18 protein-coding genes are annotated in these 19,277 nt (G+C 36.1%); 2 read left to right on the top strand and 16 right to left on the bottom strand.

The features are described 5' to 3' along the window. Nucleotides 1-67: 67 nt before the first annotated feature. The 5 genes from CYJ72_RS08250 to CYJ72_RS08230 form a co-directional block, all read right to left on the bottom strand. The gene (locus CYJ72_RS08250) at nucleotides 68-2,056 is read right to left on the bottom strand and encodes an FtsX-like permease family protein (RefSeq protein ID WP_284629257.1); all 1,989 of its coding nucleotides are present in this window, start codon (nucleotides 2,054-2,056) and stop codon (nucleotides 68-70) included. Nucleotides 2,057-2,058: 2 nt separating this feature from the next. After that, nucleotides 2,059-2,817 (bottom strand): ABC transporter ATP-binding protein, encoded by a 759-nt coding sequence (locus tag CYJ72_RS08245; protein WP_284629255.1) that lies wholly within the window; start codon nucleotides 2,815-2,817, stop codon nucleotides 2,059-2,061. Between the two features lie 88 nt (nucleotides 2,818-2,905). Next, complete coding sequence (locus CYJ72_RS08240; RefSeq protein ID WP_066126796.1) at nucleotides 2,906-3,820, bottom strand: sensor histidine kinase; 915 nt, start codon at nucleotides 3,818-3,820, stop codon at nucleotides 2,906-2,908. Then, nucleotides 3,813-4,496 (bottom strand): response regulator transcription factor, encoded by a 684-nt coding sequence (locus CYJ72_RS08235; protein ID WP_066126798.1) that lies wholly within the window; start codon nucleotides 4,494-4,496, stop codon nucleotides 3,813-3,815. Before CYJ72_RS08235 ends, CYJ72_RS08240 begins: the two co-directional genes overlap by 8 nt. A 44-nt stretch (nucleotides 4,497-4,540) precedes the next feature. Beyond that, nucleotides 4,541-4,774 carry a hypothetical protein gene (locus tag CYJ72_RS08230; RefSeq protein ID WP_066126800.1) on the bottom strand — a complete coding sequence of 78 codons (234 nt, stop codon included), beginning with the start codon at nucleotides 4,772-4,774 and terminating at the stop codon, nucleotides 4,541-4,543. A gap of 370 nt (nucleotides 4,775-5,144) precedes the next feature. Between CYJ72_RS08230 and CYJ72_RS08225 the strand changes: the two genes are divergently transcribed. After that, nucleotides 5,145-6,107 (top strand): IS30 family transposase, encoded by a 963-nt coding sequence (locus CYJ72_RS08225; RefSeq protein ID WP_284629249.1) that lies wholly within the window; start codon nucleotides 5,145-5,147, stop codon nucleotides 6,105-6,107. Between the two features lie 659 nt (nucleotides 6,108-6,766). Here CYJ72_RS08225 and tnpC read toward each other — a convergent pair. From tnpC to tnpB, 3 genes are read right to left on the bottom strand one after another with little or no spacing between them, the layout of a single operon-like run. Beyond that, nucleotides 6,767-8,125 carry an IS66 family transposase gene (gene tnpC, locus CYJ72_RS08220; protein ID WP_431606493.1) on the bottom strand — a complete coding sequence of 453 codons (1,359 nt, stop codon included), beginning with the start codon at nucleotides 8,123-8,125 and terminating at the stop codon, nucleotides 6,767-6,769. Further along, complete coding sequence (locus CYJ72_RS08215; protein ID WP_284629245.1) at nucleotides 8,076-8,291, bottom strand: IS66 family transposase; 216 nt, start codon at nucleotides 8,289-8,291, stop codon at nucleotides 8,076-8,078. The genes tnpC and CYJ72_RS08215 overlap by 50 nt, the downstream gene beginning before the upstream one ends. A gap of 55 nt (nucleotides 8,292-8,346) precedes the next feature. Then, nucleotides 8,347-8,691, bottom strand: coding sequence for an IS66 family insertion sequence element accessory protein TnpB (gene tnpB, locus CYJ72_RS08210; protein WP_284630890.1), 345 nt, complete (start codon nucleotides 8,689-8,691; stop codon nucleotides 8,347-8,349). 61 nt (nucleotides 8,692-8,752) lie between these two features. Here tnpB and CYJ72_RS08205 point away from each other — a divergent pair, with 61 nt between their 5' ends. Beyond that, nucleotides 8,753-9,091 carry a hypothetical protein gene (locus tag CYJ72_RS08205; RefSeq protein WP_284629244.1) on the top strand — a complete coding sequence of 113 codons (339 nt, stop codon included), beginning with the start codon at nucleotides 8,753-8,755 and terminating at the stop codon, nucleotides 9,089-9,091. 543 nt (nucleotides 9,092-9,634) lie between these two features. Here the strand turns inward: CYJ72_RS08205 and eno are convergent. From eno to CYJ72_RS08165, 8 genes are all read right to left on the bottom strand, one after another. Next, on the bottom strand, nucleotides 9,635-10,939 hold the full coding sequence (gene eno / locus CYJ72_RS08200) for a phosphopyruvate hydratase (protein WP_066125952.1): 1,305 nt from the start codon (nucleotides 10,937-10,939) through the stop codon (nucleotides 9,635-9,637). Nucleotides 10,940-11,051: 112 nt separating this feature from the next. Continuing rightward, the gene (gene gpmI / locus CYJ72_RS08195; protein WP_066125950.1) at nucleotides 11,052-12,581 is read right to left on the bottom strand and encodes a 2,3-bisphosphoglycerate-independent phosphoglycerate mutase; all 1,530 of its coding nucleotides are present in this window, start codon (nucleotides 12,579-12,581) and stop codon (nucleotides 11,052-11,054) included. After that, nucleotides 12,581-13,339 (bottom strand): triose-phosphate isomerase, encoded by a 759-nt coding sequence (tpiA, locus tag CYJ72_RS08190; RefSeq protein WP_284629241.1) that lies wholly within the window; start codon nucleotides 13,337-13,339, stop codon nucleotides 12,581-12,583. Before tpiA ends, gpmI begins: the two co-directional genes overlap by 1 nt. A gap of 76 nt (nucleotides 13,340-13,415) precedes the next feature. Beyond that, on the bottom strand, nucleotides 13,416-14,606 hold the full coding sequence (locus CYJ72_RS08185) for a phosphoglycerate kinase (RefSeq protein ID WP_071408281.1): 1,191 nt from the start codon (nucleotides 14,604-14,606) through the stop codon (nucleotides 13,416-13,418). A 103-nt stretch (nucleotides 14,607-14,709) separates the two neighbouring features. Next, a complete protein-coding gene (gene gap, locus CYJ72_RS08180; RefSeq protein WP_071408280.1) occupies nucleotides 14,710-15,711 on the bottom strand; it encodes a type I glyceraldehyde-3-phosphate dehydrogenase in 1,002 nt (333 codons plus the stop codon). A 30-nt stretch (nucleotides 15,712-15,741) separates the two neighbouring features. Continuing rightward, nucleotides 15,742-16,782 (bottom strand): sugar-binding transcriptional regulator, encoded by a 1,041-nt coding sequence (locus CYJ72_RS08175; protein WP_101812898.1) that lies wholly within the window; start codon nucleotides 16,780-16,782, stop codon nucleotides 15,742-15,744. Nucleotides 16,783-17,109: 327 nt separating this feature from the next. Then, nucleotides 17,110-17,703 carry an ATP-dependent Clp endopeptidase proteolytic subunit ClpP gene (gene clpP / locus CYJ72_RS08170; RefSeq protein WP_066125953.1) on the bottom strand — a complete coding sequence of 198 codons (594 nt, stop codon included), beginning with the start codon at nucleotides 17,701-17,703 and terminating at the stop codon, nucleotides 17,110-17,112. Nucleotides 17,704-18,010: 307 nt separating this feature from the next. Next, nucleotides 18,011-19,276, bottom strand: coding sequence for an ABC transporter substrate-binding protein (locus CYJ72_RS08165; RefSeq protein ID WP_284629237.1), 1,266 nt, complete (start codon nucleotides 19,274-19,276; stop codon nucleotides 18,011-18,013). Nucleotide 19,277 lies beyond the last annotated feature (1 nt).

The following is a 19,277-nucleotide window of genomic DNA, read 5'->3' as shown; positions in this document are numbered from 1 at the left end:
ACTTCTAGCCCACTCCCAATAGATTCATTTTTACCGCAAAAATGTAATTAACGGTTATTTAGTAAATTTATTCTTCATTCACAATTTGATAGTAAACACTTGAAGTAACACGATACACAATGTAATAAATTACCACGAAAACAGTAATAACAATCAGATAAGGGATAAAGAATTGTGATAATTTATAAATACCGAACAACCCTAAAAGGCGGAAAATAATCTTACTTGCAACTAAACCATGAATAACAGCCACAATAATCGGTAAGGCGAAGAGCCAAAACGTTTGCTGTTTAATCGTTGTTTTTATCATTTCTTCTGGTAATCCAACTTGTTTCATGACTTGGAAGTTGGCTTTATCATCATACCCTTCGGTTATTTGTTTATAATAAATCATTAAGACGGTACCGACCAGTAACACCACACCAATCATAATCCCTAAAAATAGGAACCCGCCATTAAATTGATACGTTTCTTTACGGGTCTGTTCAACGCTTAATACACGTTGATTGCCCCCAGCAAAAACAGTTGCTATTTTATCTTTTAGAGCATTACTATCTTTCGTTACATCAAAGGAAATTCTAAAACTACCTGGCCCCATAACCGTATTCTCTAGTTGATAATACTTACCAAGTTCCATCATCTCTTCTCGTGTTGGTACCACAAGTTGGACATAATCAATAATAACATTGGTATAAATAGGATCGGTATTATATTTGACTTGATACTGTTTCCCGGCAATATTGAGCTCTTTCTTATCTTTTAAAACCTCATTCAAATCATTTAATAATATTTCGCCTTCATTTAATTGATGCTTGGTCCCATGCAATTGATTATAATCTTCTATGGTCATAATCGTTCCAATAAAAGTCCGATCTTTTGACATGATCTCGATATTTGCTAATTTTTCTAAAGTATTCATATCCTTTGATAATCTTAAATTAATATAAACACTTTCAGTTAGATAAACATCCTTTACTTCTTGAACGTCCGATAACTGATTTATTTGCTCTTGAAGTGCTTCTTTCTTTGCCAAAATAGCGTCGGGGCTTTCATCTAAAAAATAATCATGATCATAAGAATAAACTTCATAATCGCGTATATGACGCATTTTTATAGTATCTTCAATCCCGCCATAAATCGAAATGGTACTTCCTAACGCTAACATAAAACCTGTACTTAAAATGGCAATACTCGCTAAACTTATGGCATTTGAACGAATTCGGTATAACATTCCAGATATTGATAGGAAATGATTTGGTTGATAATAGTAGTTCTTATTTTTCTTTAATTGATTCAATACAAATGAGATTAACGTCATAAATAAGAAATAGGTTGCCATCATCACGAGCAGTACTGCTATGAAGAACATTAAAATAGCATCCAAGAGACCTTTTGTAGTCCAAGCTATATAATAACCCGCACCCAGTGACACCAAACCAGAAATTAACCAAATCCATTGAAATTTCCCAGTTTTTTCTCCAGATTTTTGTTGGCTCATTAAATCAATTGGATTTAACAAGCTTACTCGGAATGTTTGAAATAGATATAATACGAACAAGATACCCGCCAATAAAATTAGTACTACAGAGATAGCATACCAAGAAAGTGGATAATCGCCTAAGGTGGCGGCTACGTCTTTAAGCAGATTTGTCATCACCTTAAACATAATCGTCCCAACTAATTGCCCCATTACAATACTCAATAAACCAATCACAACAAAGTTAATCAGTTGCTCAATTAGAATAACCATTGAAATATGCAATTTCTCAAATCCTAAAATAGAATACAATGAGAATTCTTTACTTCTTCTTTTTGCGATAAATGTTTGACCATAGATGGTAAAGATGATGGCCAATAAAGCTACAATAAAAATCCCCAGTCCCATTAAGATGGGTAACTCCGTATGGCGTTCTGTCACAAATTTATTGGTCTTTAATGATGCCATGATGTAAAGCGTCGCAAACATGATACTGCTGGCCAATACGAATGGTATTTGCAATTGATGATTGGCTTTTAAATTTCGCCAAGCAAGTTTTAAATATAGTCCTAATTTCATAATTATTCACCACCTTGATTCATAGCGGTTAAACTATCTGCAATTCGTTCTTGGAACGCTTGTACCGAATCATTGCCACGATAAATTTCATGAAAGACAATCCCATCTTTAATAAATAATACGCGGTTCGACATTGCCGCAGCTTTAATCGAGTGGGTTACCATTAAAATCGTTTGTCCCATCTCATTTAATGACTGAAATAATTCTAAAATTGTTTGGGAGGTTTTCGAATCTAATGCTCCCGTTGGCTCATCAGCTAATAAAATATCCGGTTGCGTAATAATCGTTCTCGCAATCGCAATGCGTTGACGTTGCCCTCCTGATATTTGGTACGGAAACTTCTCTAATAAGGATTCAATCCCTAAGATAGGGGTAATCTCTGATAAACGTTGTTCCATTTCGGTTATCTTTTTTTCCGAGAGAACTAATGGCAAGAGGATATTGTCTTTATTATTGAAGTTATTTAACACATTAAAATCCTGGAAAACAAACCCGAGACGTTCTCGACGGAACTTCGCAATATCTTTTGATTTTATTTCAGATAAAGGTAGATTGTTTAGTAAAACTTGTCCGTTCGTCGGCTGATCTAATGTTGCGATAATATTTAGTAAGGTTGTTTTCCCCGAACCAGACTCTCCCATGATTGAAACAAATTCTCCTTCATTGACTTCGAAGTTAACATTTTTAAGAGCTTTCGTTAGCACGCCAAAACCTTTTTTACCATATACTTTCTCGACATTTTGAATTTTTAATAATGACATTTTGCTCACTCCTTTGATTTGTTAACTTAAGTTTACTGGATATCTAAGGTAACTGCCTTTATCTAAACTAACAAAAACAAGTCTAATCTTACATTTTTGCAAGATTAAACTTGATATAGAAAATACTTCCTTGATTCAGTTGTGATTCGACTCGAATGGGTTGGGTTAAGCGTTCTGAGATTAAATCGACTAAGTATAACCCAAGACCACTGGCTTTTTCATGTAATCGTCCATTAAAACCAACATAGCCTTTATCAAAGATTTTAGTCAAATCACTTGCTTGTATACCAATACCATTGTCTTGAATTGCCAACTCTTGTGTTGCCTCATTAAAATATATTGATATTTTTGCGCCATTTTCATTTTGGCAGTATTTCAACGCGTTTGAAAGAATTTGTTCAATCATCAGGGAGCTCCAGTGACCGTCAGTAATCACCACTTGTATTAATCTCTCATATTCCAAACTCACATTATAGTAAAAGAATTGATATCGATATTTCTTAATCAGTGGACTTAAGATTTCATCCAATGTTAACCTAGTAAACTCCAAATCTGCGCCAGGATTCATTAATTTTATATACGATAATGCCATACCCGTGTATTTATCAATTTCGGTCATTAATAAGCGTAATTCATTGGTATTTTCCCCTTGGTTTTCTCGCAATAATAATTGCGCTCCCGCAATCGGCGTCTTCATCTGATGAAGCCAGGTCAGAAAATACGTCTCGGTTTCGAGTCTGATATGATGGAGCTCTTGTTTTAATTGGTGATTTTCATCTTGTAAAACTTGCAATTCTTCTTGTTGTAATTGGTCATGTTCAAAGCGAATTAAACTAATTACAAATAAAATCACGCCGACAAATAAGCTCAACCATAATATATATTGAATCATCTGTCCATCTAATTGGTAGACGATCATGACAACCATCGTTAAAACGACTGGTGTTATATACAAAAGCAAAGATGGCCATTTTAGTTTAAGATATTGTTTCAATCTATTCATTTTCATCCACCTTTAAAGCATAACCAAGTCCCTTTTTAGTTTGTATACTCGTTTTGACACCTTGTTCCTCCAACCGTTTGCGAATGCGCGAAATATTGACGGACAAGGTATTATCATCAATAAAATTAGCTTGATCCCAACAATGATCCATAATCGCTTCTCGCGAGACAAATCCACCTTTAGCTTCGATTAATGACTCCATGATTTGTAATTGAGTATGAGTTAATTCGACCGCTGTTCCTTCATAGAGTACACTCGCATTGGCAAAGTCGACGCTTAATCCGCCATAACTGTCTTGTGGCGCTTCAACGGTGTAATCATAAGAGCGGCGAAGAAGGGCTTGGATCTTAGCCAAGGATAAACTTAAATCAATCGGCTTGGTTAAGTAATCGTCCGCCCCCATTTGAATTGCCATCACTTGGTCCATATTGTCTGCTCGAGAAGAAATAAAAATAATGGGTACTTTTGAAAATTGTCGAATTTGTTGACACCAATGATAGCCATTAAAAGCTGGCAACCCAATATCCATTAATACTAAATGAGGTTCGAATGCTTTAAATTCTTCAATGACTTTCGTAAAGTCTTCAATTAAAGCAACTTGATATTGCCACTTTTCCAACTCGACTTTTAATTGTCGAGCAATTATTTTATCATCTTCAACAATGAGTATTTTCATAAGCCACCTCCTAAGTTATTTAACACTATTTTACTAAACTCATACTAACGTCGCTTTCTTCTTTTCCATTTGTCATAGATTAATAAAAGCCATTGAATCGGGTAATAAATAAGCACAAAAATGAAGGCTATTCTAATGACTGGATACATTAAATAGGGATTGCGCCAAATTTTATAATAGAGAATAATACCTAATACGATTAATAGGAAATGAAAAATACGACTTAGTCTACGCCTGATTAACCATTCACGGTCACTCATTTCTCGTTGTTTTCGCATATTACCGTCCTCTTTTTATGAAATTCATCACGTGATTTCTGCTAGATTTATCTTACCATTTTATAAACAAATAACCAATGATAAATGACTGAATTAATGTTCAATAGCTTTAATTATAATGAAAAATTGCTGCTCATAATTGATAATCTGCAACTATATACTTTTGAAAATATTGTGGTAAATCATTAGGAAATATAGACTCGAATCTTTTCAGCCCTGAATATTATGTTCCATCTTAATTACAGTTTCTTCCATAACAAAGTATAATTTTTTAAAAGCTTGGATAGTAAAATTAAGCTAGAAAAATAAATAGGCCATTTGTATGGTATCCTAAACATACGAACACATGCTAAGGAAGGAGTACATACAAATGGCTTATACACATCTTACCATGAAAGAATTGATTTGGATAGAAAATTATTACGATAGCGGTAAAAAAGTAACGGATATCGCTAAAAAATTAAATCGGGCCATCCAAACCATTTATAACGTCGTTAATTTTCTTAAAAATAGTGGTAATATTCAGGAATACTACGATCAATATAAAGAGAATAAATCACGCTGTGGTGCCAAAAAGAAGGTCTTTAACACTAAACAAATCACATATATTAAGAAAAAAGTGGACCAGGGGTGGTCTCCTGACGTCATCATTGGTCGGAATGAACTCCCATTAGGATGTACAGCTCGAACACTTTATCGTCGTTTTAAAGACTCGGAACTCTTTGATCCCTCAACTTTACCGATGAAAGGTAAGAGAAAACCTAATGGGTATCAGGAAAAAAGAGGTAAACAACACTTTAGACGCACCATCGAAGATCGTCAAAAAGAAAATCCACAATATGAGAAAGAATTTGGACATCTAGAAGGTGACACTATTGTCGGAAAAGACCATAAGAGTGCAGTCCTAACACTGGTCGAAAGAATCAGTAAACTCATCATCCCGATAAAAATTAACAGTCGCAAAGCAAGTGATATGCGAATCGCTTGTGATAACTGGTTTGCTTATTTACCGAGAAATTTATTTAAATCCATTACGTTTGATTGTGGAAAAGAATTTTCTGATTGGCAAGCCATTTCAAATGTCAATGACATCAATATTTACTTTGCTGATCCCGGTTGTCCGTCACAACGCGGCTTAAATGAACACTCTAATGGACTACTTCGAAGAGATGGGTTATCTAAGGGGATGGATTTTACCGATATATCGCAGGAAATACTCAGCCAAACAGCTCATTTCCGCAATGAAATTCCACGAAAATCATTAGGTTATCGAACGCCAATTGAAGTTTTTATCGATTGTTGTAAGGAACTTGGATGGATAGATGCTTTCTAATGCACACAATGTGTTTGTTAAGACAGTGAATCCATTGCGTAAGGCACCTGATTGTTAGAGCTTGACTTGGTGCCTAGCCCGGCATGATGATTTGGGGATGCTTTTTGGGTCTCCTACCCAAACCCTTTCCCCAACTCGCTATTCGCGAGTATCATACCGGAGCATCCAAGTAAAGCTCTAACGATTTAATGCATCAATTTGACTCACTACACTTGCCACAAATCTGACTTTGTGGAAACCTTAAAGTTAGTGGATAATTTATACTTGAACTTTCGAACAAGCATTTTAATTATCAATTAGAAAAAAAGCAAACGTATTATGTGTTAGGTAAAAATTCTAGCTTAATTTGACAATCAAAAAAGTTTAAATTATTTTGACTTTTATAAAATTTTTGGTAATTTATAATTGAAGTGAGTTTTATAATTTGGGTATTCATCATCAATCAAATATCTTTATCCAAGGCCCTTTGAAAATATTATAGGAGGTAGAAAATCATGAAAAAATTTCTGAAAAATTTACTATTTATAGTTGGTTTAATATTAGCATTTAATAATGCTACATTAGTAAATGCTACGTAAGCGTCCTATATCAGAGTATCTTGATACTTAAAAAATCCACTTCCAAATTTTTTAATCAAAGATGGAAGTGGATTTACTTTTTTATTGGACACTTAACTGGCAATGTCGTTGGACTAATTCACTCCATGGCAAATAAGCCTCTAAGACCTCATTTTTTTCAAAAATCGGTTCATTCGGTAAGTGGGTCAGTAAATAATTGATATATTTTTCTGAATCAAGCCCATGTCGTTTCGCTGTTTCAATTATTGTTAGAATGACAGCGTTCGTTTGAGCCCCTTCAAAACTCTTGGAGAACAACCAGTTCTTTCGACCAATCACCAAGTTCTTTATCGCTCGCTCCGCTAAATTATTCGATAAGACTAAATGACCATCTTCCAATACGGTTTTAAAAGTATTTTCATAATTTAATGCATATTGGATGGCTTTACCGAGCTTGAACCCTGGCAATACTTCTTGGGTGCGACACCAATCGAAGAAGGCTTCCATAACAGGGCGTAACTCTGACTGTCGTTTGACAAGTCTTTCTTCTGGTGTGAGTTCTGCCCATGCTTCTTCTAAGCGGAATAGCTGATTACAATAGTCTAAACCAACTGCTCCCAAACTCTCTTTCGACTGCTTGGGTGTCGCTTCGTAGAATTTTCGTCGCACATGGGCCCAACAGCCGACTAATTTCGCATTCTCGAGTTGACGATAAGCCGCATGCATATCACAATGAACATACCCCGAGTAGTCACCTAAGAGTTCTTTTATCACCTGTCCACTCCGCTTAGCATCATGATGGTAGAGTGTGATGCCTCTTTCAGCGTCTTTACCAGAAGCAACGACCCAATAATAAGTTTGATTCGTTTTACTCTCTAAGACTCGATACGGTGTTTCATCCGCATGTAGATGCGTTTGTGATAACAGCTCTTGTGTTAACCGCCGATAAAGGGGTAGAAAATATTGTTCACTCACTTTCATCTGCCAGTGAGTCAATTCTTTTCGGGTGATGGGAAGGGATAACTTCACCCAATCTGTTTCTTGTCGATAATTAGGGACTTTTAAATTGTATTTTAGATGAATGGAATGTGCAATAATCGAAGCGGAGCCTAAACTATGGTTCAAGGGAGCCTTCGGTACCGTGGATTTAATAATGACATCTTGATCCTTCAATTGACTACAATGCTCGCATTTATAGGCATGTTGAATATGGTCCACCCGTTTTATTTGCGCAGGGATAAAGACTAATTCCTGACGATAACAGTGCGAACCGATTTCTTTTAAATGATGTTGACAATCTGGGCAGTGGCAAGCTTCCCCTTCAAGAGAATAGTGTTTTTCTTCAACGGGAAATTGATCGAGTGTGAGTTGGCGTTTTCCGGACGATTTCTTTCGTGTATACTGTATCGTTTCAATCTCGCCTGGGAGAGTCCGGCATTTGTTTTGCCGGTTCATTTTCATCTTCGAAGAGAGAGAGTTGACCATCAGGAACGATAATCTTCTCAGATTTTTTCCCATAGAGCAGTTTTAATAAATAAGCATTTTGTTCACGAAGTAAAGCAATTTCATTATTGAGTGTTTCGATTAAATTTAATAGTGATTCGCCTTTTTGTTCTAAATTGTTCATATGCCTTACTCCGTTCATTAGTATAGGTATAGTATAAAACAGAAGAGAGAGACTATCAATAGAAAGTTCGCTGATTGGCCACCTTAATTTTGGGTTCGATCGAGAACCCTTGAAGTAACCAGTTCACTTGAGTTTCATTTAATTTTATTATGTCATCATTATGAGAAGGCCAAGTTAAACGGCCGTTTTCGAAACACTTATAGAATAGCCAAAACCCTTGACCATCCCAATAGAGAATCTTAAACCGATCTTTTTTTGTCCCACAGAATAGAAAAAGTTTTTGTGAAAAAGGATCCAATTGATACTTTTCTCTCACGAGTGATGCAAGGGAATCAATTCCTTGGCGCATATCGGTTTTTCCTGAGATTAGATAAACTTGACCTAATTGATTGATATTCATTTTCAAGATAACACCCCTAAAATAGTTTGATTATCACTATTTTAGGGGTATTATCCGATTATTGATAGATACTCTGTTATGGGACGCTTACAATGCTACTTCTCTCATTGATGATTATAGTATTGATAAGGGGGCATTAGTACAACCGCTACATTATGAAGACGCAAGAAATTTCAAAAAATATAACTATCAAATTTTGTCCGATTGGTATTTTGCCTACCAAGTTTCGCCTGGAATTAACACCCCAATTGGATCTATTGTAAGAACTTACAATGTTTTTTGGAGAGATGTTTCATATACAGTAGAATACGATGTATATGACAGATATTCTGGGGCATTTATTAGACATGTCAAAAGAACACAATACACTAAAGAAGAGGATTGGCGTGTGGTTTATTAGTATAAAGGAGTGGTAAGATGAAACTTTTGGAATCGAACATAACAAAATTTGTTTTGATGATAATATATTTCCTGTTACCTATTGTCAGTTTACACCTAAATTTACCCACCTCAAACATAATTATAAATAATAAAATCAGTTCCATCATCTCATTCATTTTAATCTTAATTTTTTACAAAAAGCAACTTTCAATGAACAAACTCATTTTAGGACTCTACCTTTATTACTTCATTTTTCTAATTCTAGCAACAAGCGGAATTTTTTCCTAAAATCAATAGTTGAAAGAATAAATTATAGTATGTCTATTAATTAAGATGTGCTGGTACACTAAAATTTGAATACCAAATTTACAAACCTACAAAAGCAAAGAAACAGTTCAAAATGTATGTTTCTTTGCTTTTTTGCTACCACTTTAATTATTAGAAAACATCTATACCTCCTATACTAGAGCTATTAATTCACTCTGATAACTTCCATATGAAAAGATACATTAAAAAACGCCCCCTCATTGAGGGAGCGTCACATTAATTAGCAATTAACTAATTATTTTTTTAAGTCTAAGTTGTAGAATGATTTTAAGCCGTTGTATTTAGCAACCTCGCCTAATTCATCTTCGATACGTAATAATTGGTTGTATTTAGCGATACGGTCTGTACGGCTTAATGAACCTGTTTTGATTTGGCCAGCGTTAGTTGCAACAGCGATGTCAGCGATTGTTGAATCTTCTGTTTCACCTGAACGGTGTGATACAACTGCTGTGTAACCAGCTTCTTTAGCCATTTCGATTGCATCGAATGTTTCAGTTAATGTACCAATTTGGTTAACTTTGATTAAGATTGAGTTACCAACGCCGTTTTCGATACCACGTTCTAAGATTTCAGTGTTTGTTACGAATAAGTCGTCACCTACTAATTGAACTTTATCACCGATACGTTCAGTTAATAATTTCCAACCTTCCCAGTCGTTTTCATCCATACCATCTTCGATAGAGATGATTGGGTATTTGTTTACTAATTCTTCTAAATAATCAACTTGTTCTTCAGCTGTACGTTTTACACCATTTTCACCTTCGAATTTAGTGTAGTCGTAAACGCCATTTTCATAGAATTCTGAAGAAGCACAGTCAAATCCTAAGAATACATCTTTACCTGGTTCTAAACCAGCTTTTTTAATAGCTTCTAAGATAGTTTCAACACCATCTTCAGTTCCTTCGAATGAAGGAGCAAATCCACCTTCGTCACCTACAGCAGTTACTAAACCACGGTCATGTAAGATTGCTTTTAATGCGTGGAATACTTCAGTACCCCAACGTAAAGCTTCTTTAAATGTAGGAGCACCAACAGGTAAAATCATGAACTCTTGGAAAGCGATTGGCGCATCAGAGTGAGATCCACCGTTAACAATGTTCATCATTGGTGTAGGTAAAACTTTAGTATTGAATCCACCTAAATATTGGTATAAAGGAATATTTAAGTAATCTGCAGCTGCACGTGCAACAGCGATAGAAACACCTAAGATTGCGTTTGCACCTAATTTACCTTTGTTAGGAGTACCGTCTAATTCGATCATTAATTTATCGATTGCTTGTTGTTGTAAAACATCGTATCCTAATAAAGCTTCAGCGATAATATTGTTAACATTATCAACTGCTTTAGAAACACCTTTACCTAAGTAACGTTCTTTGTCTCCGTCACGTAATTCAACCGCTTCGTGTTCACCAGTAGAAGCACCTGAAGGTACCATACCGCGACCGAAAGCACCGCTTTCTGTATAAACTTCAACTTCGATTGTTGGGTTACCGCGTGAATCTAAAACTTCGCGTGCATAAACATCTGTAATAAATGGCATTTTTTATTTCTCCTTTAATTTGGTATAAATTTTTACACTGAGATCGTATAAAATACCTATCTCTATTGTAATTATAAATTGGGTGAAATGCAAAGCATTTCGAGGTTTTTCATTATTTTTTAATTAATGATTCACCAGTCATTTCTCCTGGTTTTTCAAGACCTAGTAAATCTAACATTGTAGGCGCTACGTCTGCTAATCGGCCATCTTCTCTTAATTCAATTCCATGTTTTGTTACGATAACCGGAACTGGAACAGTCGTATGAGCAGTGTGTGGCGTTCCTTCAGGTGTTATCATCGTCTCTGAGTTTCCGTGGTCAGCAAAAATTATCGCATAGCCACCTTTTTCTAAAATAGCATCAACCACTTTACCTAAGTTTTCGTCAACTGCTTCGATTGCTTTGATAGTTGGTTCTAACATACCAGAGTGTCCAACCATATCTGGGTTGGCGAAGTTTAAGATAATCGCATCATTTTCATCATTCATAATGCTATTATATAAAGCATCGCCCACTTCGTAGGCTGACATTTCAGGTTTTAAGTCATAAGTAGCTACTTTTGGTGATGGGATTAAAATACGGTTTTCGCCTGGGAATTCCTCATTACGTCCACCATTCATAAAGAATGTAACATGTGGATATTTTTCCGTTTCGGCGATACGTAATTGTTTTAATCCAGCATTTGATAATACTTCACCGATAACATTTGTCATTGGAATTGGTGGGAATGCTACTTCTGCATCAATACTAGGATTATAAAGCGTCATAGTTGTTAATTTAACATTTTTCGCTTGTACGCCACGATCAAAGTTATCCCATTCTTTATCGGTAACTGCATTTGATAATTGGATCGCACGGTCTGGACGGAAGTTAAAGAAGATGATTGAATCATTGTCTTCAACTTTAGCAATTGGTTGACCATTCTCTGTAATCACAGCTGGAACGATAAACTCATCTGTTATACCTTCAGCATAGTTATGTTCTAAAACAGCTTGTGCTGAGTCAAATGTTGGTCCTTCGCTATGGAAAATAGCATCATAAGCTAATTTCACACGTTCCCATCGTTTATCACGGTCCATTGCATAATAACGACCAGATACAGTAGCAATCTTACCTACGCCAGTTGCAGCTAAGTAATCTTCTAAAGTTTTAACGTAGCCTGGTCCAGCTTTTGGATCCACGTCACGTCCATCCATAAAGGCATGGATGTAAACTTTTTCGATTCCTTTAGCTTTAGCAGTATCCACTAAGGCTAATAAATGATTTATATGACTATGAACACCACCATCAGATAATAAACCAAATAAATGTAAAGCTGAATGATTATCTAATACTTGTTGGAAAGCGTGATCCAAAGCATCATTCGTTGCGAATTCACCATCAGCAATGGCTTTATCGATACGGGTTAAACTTTGATAAACAATACGTCCAGCACCAATATTGGTGTGTCCAACTTCAGAGTTACCCATTTGACCATCAGGAAGACCAACATCTAATCCTGATGCTTTCATTGTTGAATGTGGAAATTCATTGTAATATCGATCAAAATTTGGTTTTTTAGCTAAAGCAACCGCATTACCATTGCTATCAGCTCTCCAGCCAAATCCGTCTAAGATGATAATCGCTACGGGAGATTTACTCATTATTTTACTACCTCCAATAATGCTAAGAAAGAATCAGGTTGTAAAGAAGCGCCACCTACTAATGCGCCGTCAACGTCTGGACAAGCCATGTAGTCTTTAATGTTTTCAGGTTTAACTGAACCACCGTATTGTACGCGAACTTTATCTGCAACATCTTGACCAAAGTCAGCTGCTACCACGTCACGAACAGCTTTACACATTTTTTGAGCATCATCTTGAGTTGCTGATTTACCAGTACCGATTGCCCAGATTGGTTCATAAGCAATGACTAATGAAGCTACTTGGTCTGCGGTTAAGTCTTTTAAGGCTGCTTTAATTTGAGTACCCACAAACTCTTCAGCTTTATCTGCTTCATAAGTTTCTAAAGTTTCACCACAGCAGATGATTGGTGTCATCTCATTTCGGAAAATAGCATGTGCTTTCTTATTGATGTCTTCATCTGTTTCGTGGAAATATTCTCGACGTTCAGAGTGACCAATAATGACATATTCTACTCCTAAGGCACCTAAGGCTTTAGGACTAATTTCTCCAGTAAATGCACCTTCATCTTCAAAATAACAGTTTTGAGCTGCTACTTTAACTTCTGTATCTTTAACCCCTTTTTTCATTCCTTCAAGGAATAATGCAGGTGAACCGATAACTGTATCAACTAAATCATTTGATGGGATATTGTTTTTGACAGCATCCACAAATTCACGAGCTTCGGGAGCCGTTTTATTCATTTTCCAGTTACCAGCGATAATTGGTTTACGTGACATTCTATCTTCTCCTTTTATAATTCTTAACTAACGACAGGGTAGAGTCACTCCCCCACCCTGGCTTTGAGCTTTTTAATTACTTGTCGTTAATTGCTTCAACGCCTGGTAAAACTGCGCCTTCTAAATAAGTTAATGACGCACCACCACCAGTAGAGATATGTGAGAATTTATCTTCATATCCTAATTGTAAAACTGCTGCCGCAGAGTCTCCACCACCAACGATTGTTGTGGCATCTTCTAAGTTAGCAATAGCTTCACAAACACCAATAGTCCCTTTAGCAAAATTAGGCATTTCGAATACACCCATTGGGCCATTCCACACCACTGTTTTCGCATCTTTTAAGATCTCAGTGTAAAACTCTACTGATTTAGGTCCACAGTCTAAACCTTCCCAATCAGCAGGAATGTCGTCGATAGATACTACTTGAGTATTCGCATCATTTGAGAAGTCATCCGCTACAACGACATCTACCGGTAAAGCAATTTTATCACCCGCTTTAGCTAATAATTCTTTAGCTAACTCAACGCGGTCTAATTCTAATAATGAATTACCAACTTCTTTACCTTGAGCTTTTAAGAATGTATAAGCCATACCGCCACCGATAATAACTTTATCAGCTTTGTCTAATAAGTTTTCAATTACTTTAATTTTATCCGAAACTTTCGCTCCACCTAAAATAGCCACGAATGGTCGAACAGGGTTATCCACTGCTTCACCTAAGAATTTTACTTCTTTCTCCATTAAATAACCTGCAGCAGATTCTAAATGAGAAGCAATGCCTACGTTAGAAGCATGGGCACGGTGAGCTGTACCGAAAGCATCATTGACGAATAAGTCACCTAATGAAGCCCAATATTTACCTAATTCAGCATCATTACCAGATTCTTTTTTGCCATCGATATCTTCAAAACGAGTATTTTCAACAACTAATACTTCGCCTTCTTTTAAAGATTTAACAGCTTCTTCTAATTCTGCACCACGAGTAACTGGTGAGAATTTAACCTCTTGTTCTAATAATTCAGCTAAACGGTCAGCAGCTGGTTTTAATGATTTACCAGCTTTATCCTCTTCTGTTTTCACTTTACCTAAGTGAGAGAATAAAACAACTTTAGCTTGGTTGTTGATTAAATATTTGATGGTATCTAAAGCCGCAACAATACGATTGTCGTCGGTAATAACGCCATCTTTCATTGGAACGTTAAAATCCACACGCACTAATACTGTTTTGCCTTGAACTTGTAAATCTTCAACTGTTTTTTTTGCCATACTTTTCTCCTCCTAAAGAGTTTTTTATATATAAAAAGTGCAGGGAAGCGTCTTTGCCTCCCCGCACTTTTGGATAGACGCTTTTGAAACGCTATTTGATAAATTAAGCTTTAGCGAAGTATTCTAAAGTACGAACTAATTGTGCAGTATATGACATTTCATTGTCATACCAAGCAACAGTTTTAACTAATTGTTTGTCGCCAACAGTCATAACTTTTGTTTGAGTTGCATCGAATAATGAACCATAAGTAATACCTACGATATCAGAAGAAACGATTTCGTCTTCGTTATATCCGTATGATTCGTTAGCTGCTGCTTTCATTGCTGCGTTAACTTCTTCAGCTGTAACTGGTTTTTCTAATACAGTTACTAATTCAGTTAATGAACCAGTTGCTACAGGAACACGTTGTGCAGCTCCGTCTAATTTACCGTTTAATTCTGGAATAACTAAACCGATAGCTTTAGCAGCACCTGTTGTGTTAGGAATAATGTTTTCAGCTGCAGCACGAGCACGACGTAAGTCACCTTTACGATGTGGTGCATCTAAAGTATTTTGGTCACCAGTATAAGCATGGATAGTTGTCATTAAACCTTCAACAACTCCAAAGCTGTCATTTAATACTTTTGCCATAGGAGCTAAACAGTTAGTAGTACATGAAGCACCAGAGATAACTGTTTCGTCACCAGTTAAGATATCATGGTTAGTATTGTAAACGATTGTTGGAACATCATTACCACCAGGTGCAGAAATAACAACACGTTTGGCACCACCTTGTAAGTGTAATTCAGCTTTTTCTTTAGAAGTGAAGAAACCAGTACATTCTAATACGATTTCAACTCCTAATTCGCCCCAAGGTAATTCATTTGGATTTGGGTTAGCTAAAACTTTCACTTCTTTACCGTTAACACGGAAAGCTCCGTCTAATACCTCAACTTCACCATTGAAGCGACCTTGAGTTGTATCATATTTTAATAAGTGAGCTAATTGATTAGCATCTGTTAAGTCGTTGATTGCTACTACTTCGATTCCTTCTACTTCTTGGATACGACGGAATGCTAAACGACCGATACGTCCAAAACCATTAATACCTACTTTTACTGTCATAATTGACTTCCTCCTTAAGGATTTTTTATTTTAATGAGTTTCCTCATTTAAAATCATATTTGCGACGCCCTCATCACAGATTAACCATCCATGATGTTGGACTAATTTACAATAGCCTTCTACGGCATGTGCTTTTGTAGCACCACCAACTATTGTCAGAACTAAAGGAATGTGGCTCACGTCTTCTATTTGAATACCAATCCGTGGTAATCGTAATACTTCTTGGCCTTGTTCATCAAAGAACACGCCAAACGCTTCACCAATCGCCTTTTTTTCTTTTAATAATTGTTGTTGTTGTGCAGTAAGCTCCCGACGCTCTGCCATCACTTCGGCGGATCCAACACTGACTAATAAACAATCTGCTTTCTTACTCAATGCCACTGCCTGACTAATCGAAGGATCTGTCATCAATATTTTCGACGCATCTTCTTCCATTGCATCCGGTAGAAATAAAGGAACATATTTTGAATTCGTTTTTTGAGCCATCACACCGCCAACAATATTGGATTGGATATTAAATCCACCCCCAACACCGCCACGGGCTGGAACAAATACTAATTCACGATTTTGGGACAAATCATCAGTTAAACCTTCGCCGACATGAGCTAAGGTCTCACCACCTGTCACCGCAATAATACTACGACCAAACTTCAAGTAGCGTTCTAATACTTGTTGAGTAGCGTAACTCAATTCCCGATAGACGACCGAATCATGATCTAAATCACCTGGTACAACCCAACAATTGGAGATACCTAAATGACTTTTTAATGATTCTTCAATATCGTGTAAACGACTTGAGTTTTTTACTGTCTCAGAAATCATGTCTGAAACAATATGTCCATGTTCCGTTAAGCGAATCCCCACTCTTGTCACTTCGACTAAGTCTTGTTCACGCATTAGATCAATAATCGTTCGTACTGAACGTTCAGAACTGTTAATCCGTTCAGCTAAATTTTTTCGACCTAATGGTTCACCAACTTGTCTTAAGTGATAGAGGATTTCATAGCGCGTTCGCAAGGTTACACTTAAATCAGGTGCTATTGCTTGCATCATAGAAAAAACATCCTTCATGGTGTTCCTCCTCTTGGGCAACTAATGACCAACCACTCAAGTTTATAAAAAACTTTAGTAAATAATCAGTCCATCGTTTTCCATATTAATACTATACCATTATTCAATATTGTTTGCAATCAAAATCAAATAATAACAGCCGATATTGCCCCCTATTGCATGGGCGATTATTGGCCAATAAGATTAAATATTTCAATATTAACAAATGGTTAAGTGCTTTCTTTGAAAGAGTTTAATATTACATATATTTTCATAAAAAAAATTCTGGACTTTCGCCCAGAATTAAGATTTTCTTAAAATTTAAAATATTAAATTCTTTTCGTTCTATTATTTTAACGATTTGTTATTCTCCATAATATGATCAATTAAACCATATTCTTTTGCCTGTTCCGCAGTCATATAATTATCACGGTCCGTATCGCGGGCAATAATATCGATTGGTTGCCCTGTACGATCAGCTAAAATCGTATTAAGGCGCTCACGCGTATGTAAAATATGACGGGCAGCTATTTCGATTTCAGTTGCTTGACCTTGCGCTCCACCTAATGGTTGGTGAATCATCACTTCAGAATTAGGTAAAGCGTAGCGTTTGCCTTTTTGTCCTGCTGCTAATAAGAAAGCCCCCATTGACGCAGCCATTCCGATAACAATCGTTTGTACATCAGACTTAATAAAGTTCATCGTATCAAAAATAGCTAATCCAGCAGAAACGCTCCCCCCAGGTGAATTAATATATAAATAAATATCCTTTTCTGAGTCTTGGGCTTCTAAAAATAATAATTGGGCAATGACACTGTTAGCCACATTATCATCAATAGGTCCACTTAGCATAATAATTCTATCTTTTAATAAACGAGAATAAATATCATAGGCACGTTCTCCACGTGAAGATTGTTCAATTACTGTAGGTATTAAATTCAAATTTATCGCTCCTTTTCTCACTTTATCTGGATTCATTATACTCCATTAGTCAAATAAGGTCAATCTTATTGACTTGAATATTTCCTTCGTCATTTTATCGAACACTGTTACAAGTTTCAACGAAAAGCATTCTAGGAAAAATTCATTTTTGTTTATCCTTTATAAAACGGCTCTATACTTTTTGTTGTAGGTCAACAAAAATGCCTCTGTCCATTCACACCATTTGACAAAGAGCCTATAAAAAATGAAGGCCTCTGTTAAAGCCTTCATTTTCCGTACTGTTGTCATTTATCAATCGTCTTGTTAATTATAGACCTAAAAATTCTTTTACTAATGTTTCGATATTTGCCATTTCAGTTGCTGCTTCAGCATCATTAATAATAATATTTTCTAATGCTGTTTTTAACTCAGAGTAAACTTCACTAGCTCCAACATAGGCAGCTTGTGCCTTACCAAATTCTAATTCTTCAGAGGCAGCTTTAACAAGTGGATTTTCTTCTAAGTATTGAGTCCATTCTTCAGATTCTGCGCCTTGTTTTGTAACAGGTAAATAACCTGTCACAATCGCCCAACGGTCAGTATTTTCTAATAAGAATGACATGAATTGCACTGCCGCTTTTTGTTGTTCTTCAGATGCAGAATTGAAAACACCTAAATCATTACCTGCAAATAAGGTTAACTCTTCACCATCACCAAAGACCGGAATATGTGCAGTTTCTAATTCGATACCACTTTCTTCTACACCCGGTAAGACATATTGTAAACCAGCAGAAGAACCAATATATAACGCACTTTCACCAGCAGCAAATGGACCAGACATATAGCCATCTTCACCTGCTGTACGTGCATGTTCATTCGCTAATAAATCTTTAATGAATTGAAGTGGCTCAATTGCTTTTTCAGAAGACATATCAACTTGCGATAAATCATCTGCAATCCAAGTTGCACCATTTTGACGAGCCATTGTTTCATATTCCATGGTTAACTCGTTTTCAAGTCCCATTGCTGGTTTTTCAATTCCAGCTTCATCTAATTTTTCACCTAATGCCAATACTTCATCCCAAGTTTTTGGAACTTCAGCATTCACTTCATCCAACATTGTTTTATTGACAAACATTAAGCGTACTGATTTTGAGAATGGTAAAGCATAAATTTGATCATCAAAAGTAGCACCTTTTAAGAAAGTTTCATAAACCCCTTCTTTTAACTCATCAGTATAGCCGTTTTCAGGTGTTAATAAGTCATTTAAAGGTAATAATAAACCTTGATCCATGAAATCCGGGGTGTTCGAAGCTGTTAATTGAGCAATTGTCGGTAAATCGCCTGATACACCAGAAGCCATAATACTTTGTTGTAAAGTAGAATAGTCACCTTGGTTTTGTTCAACGACTTCAATCCCTTCTTGTGAAGCATTAAATTCTTCAACTAATTTAGTTAACATTTCTTGGTGTGGACCATTCATCGCATGCCAAAAAGTTACTTGTACTTTCTCTTGCGCATTTGCTGATGGAACAAAAGAGCCTAAAGTTGTTGCTGCTAATAAAGTTGCCGCTAATGTGCGTAATTTTTTCATT

The organism is Globicatella sanguinis (assembly GCF_002847845.2).
GTDB classification, from domain to species: Bacteria; Bacillota; Bacilli; order Lactobacillales; family Aerococcaceae; genus Globicatella; species Globicatella sanguinis.
The sequence above is the reverse complement of the archived record's forward strand: the minus strand, read 5'-3'. Positions and strand labels throughout refer to the sequence as shown.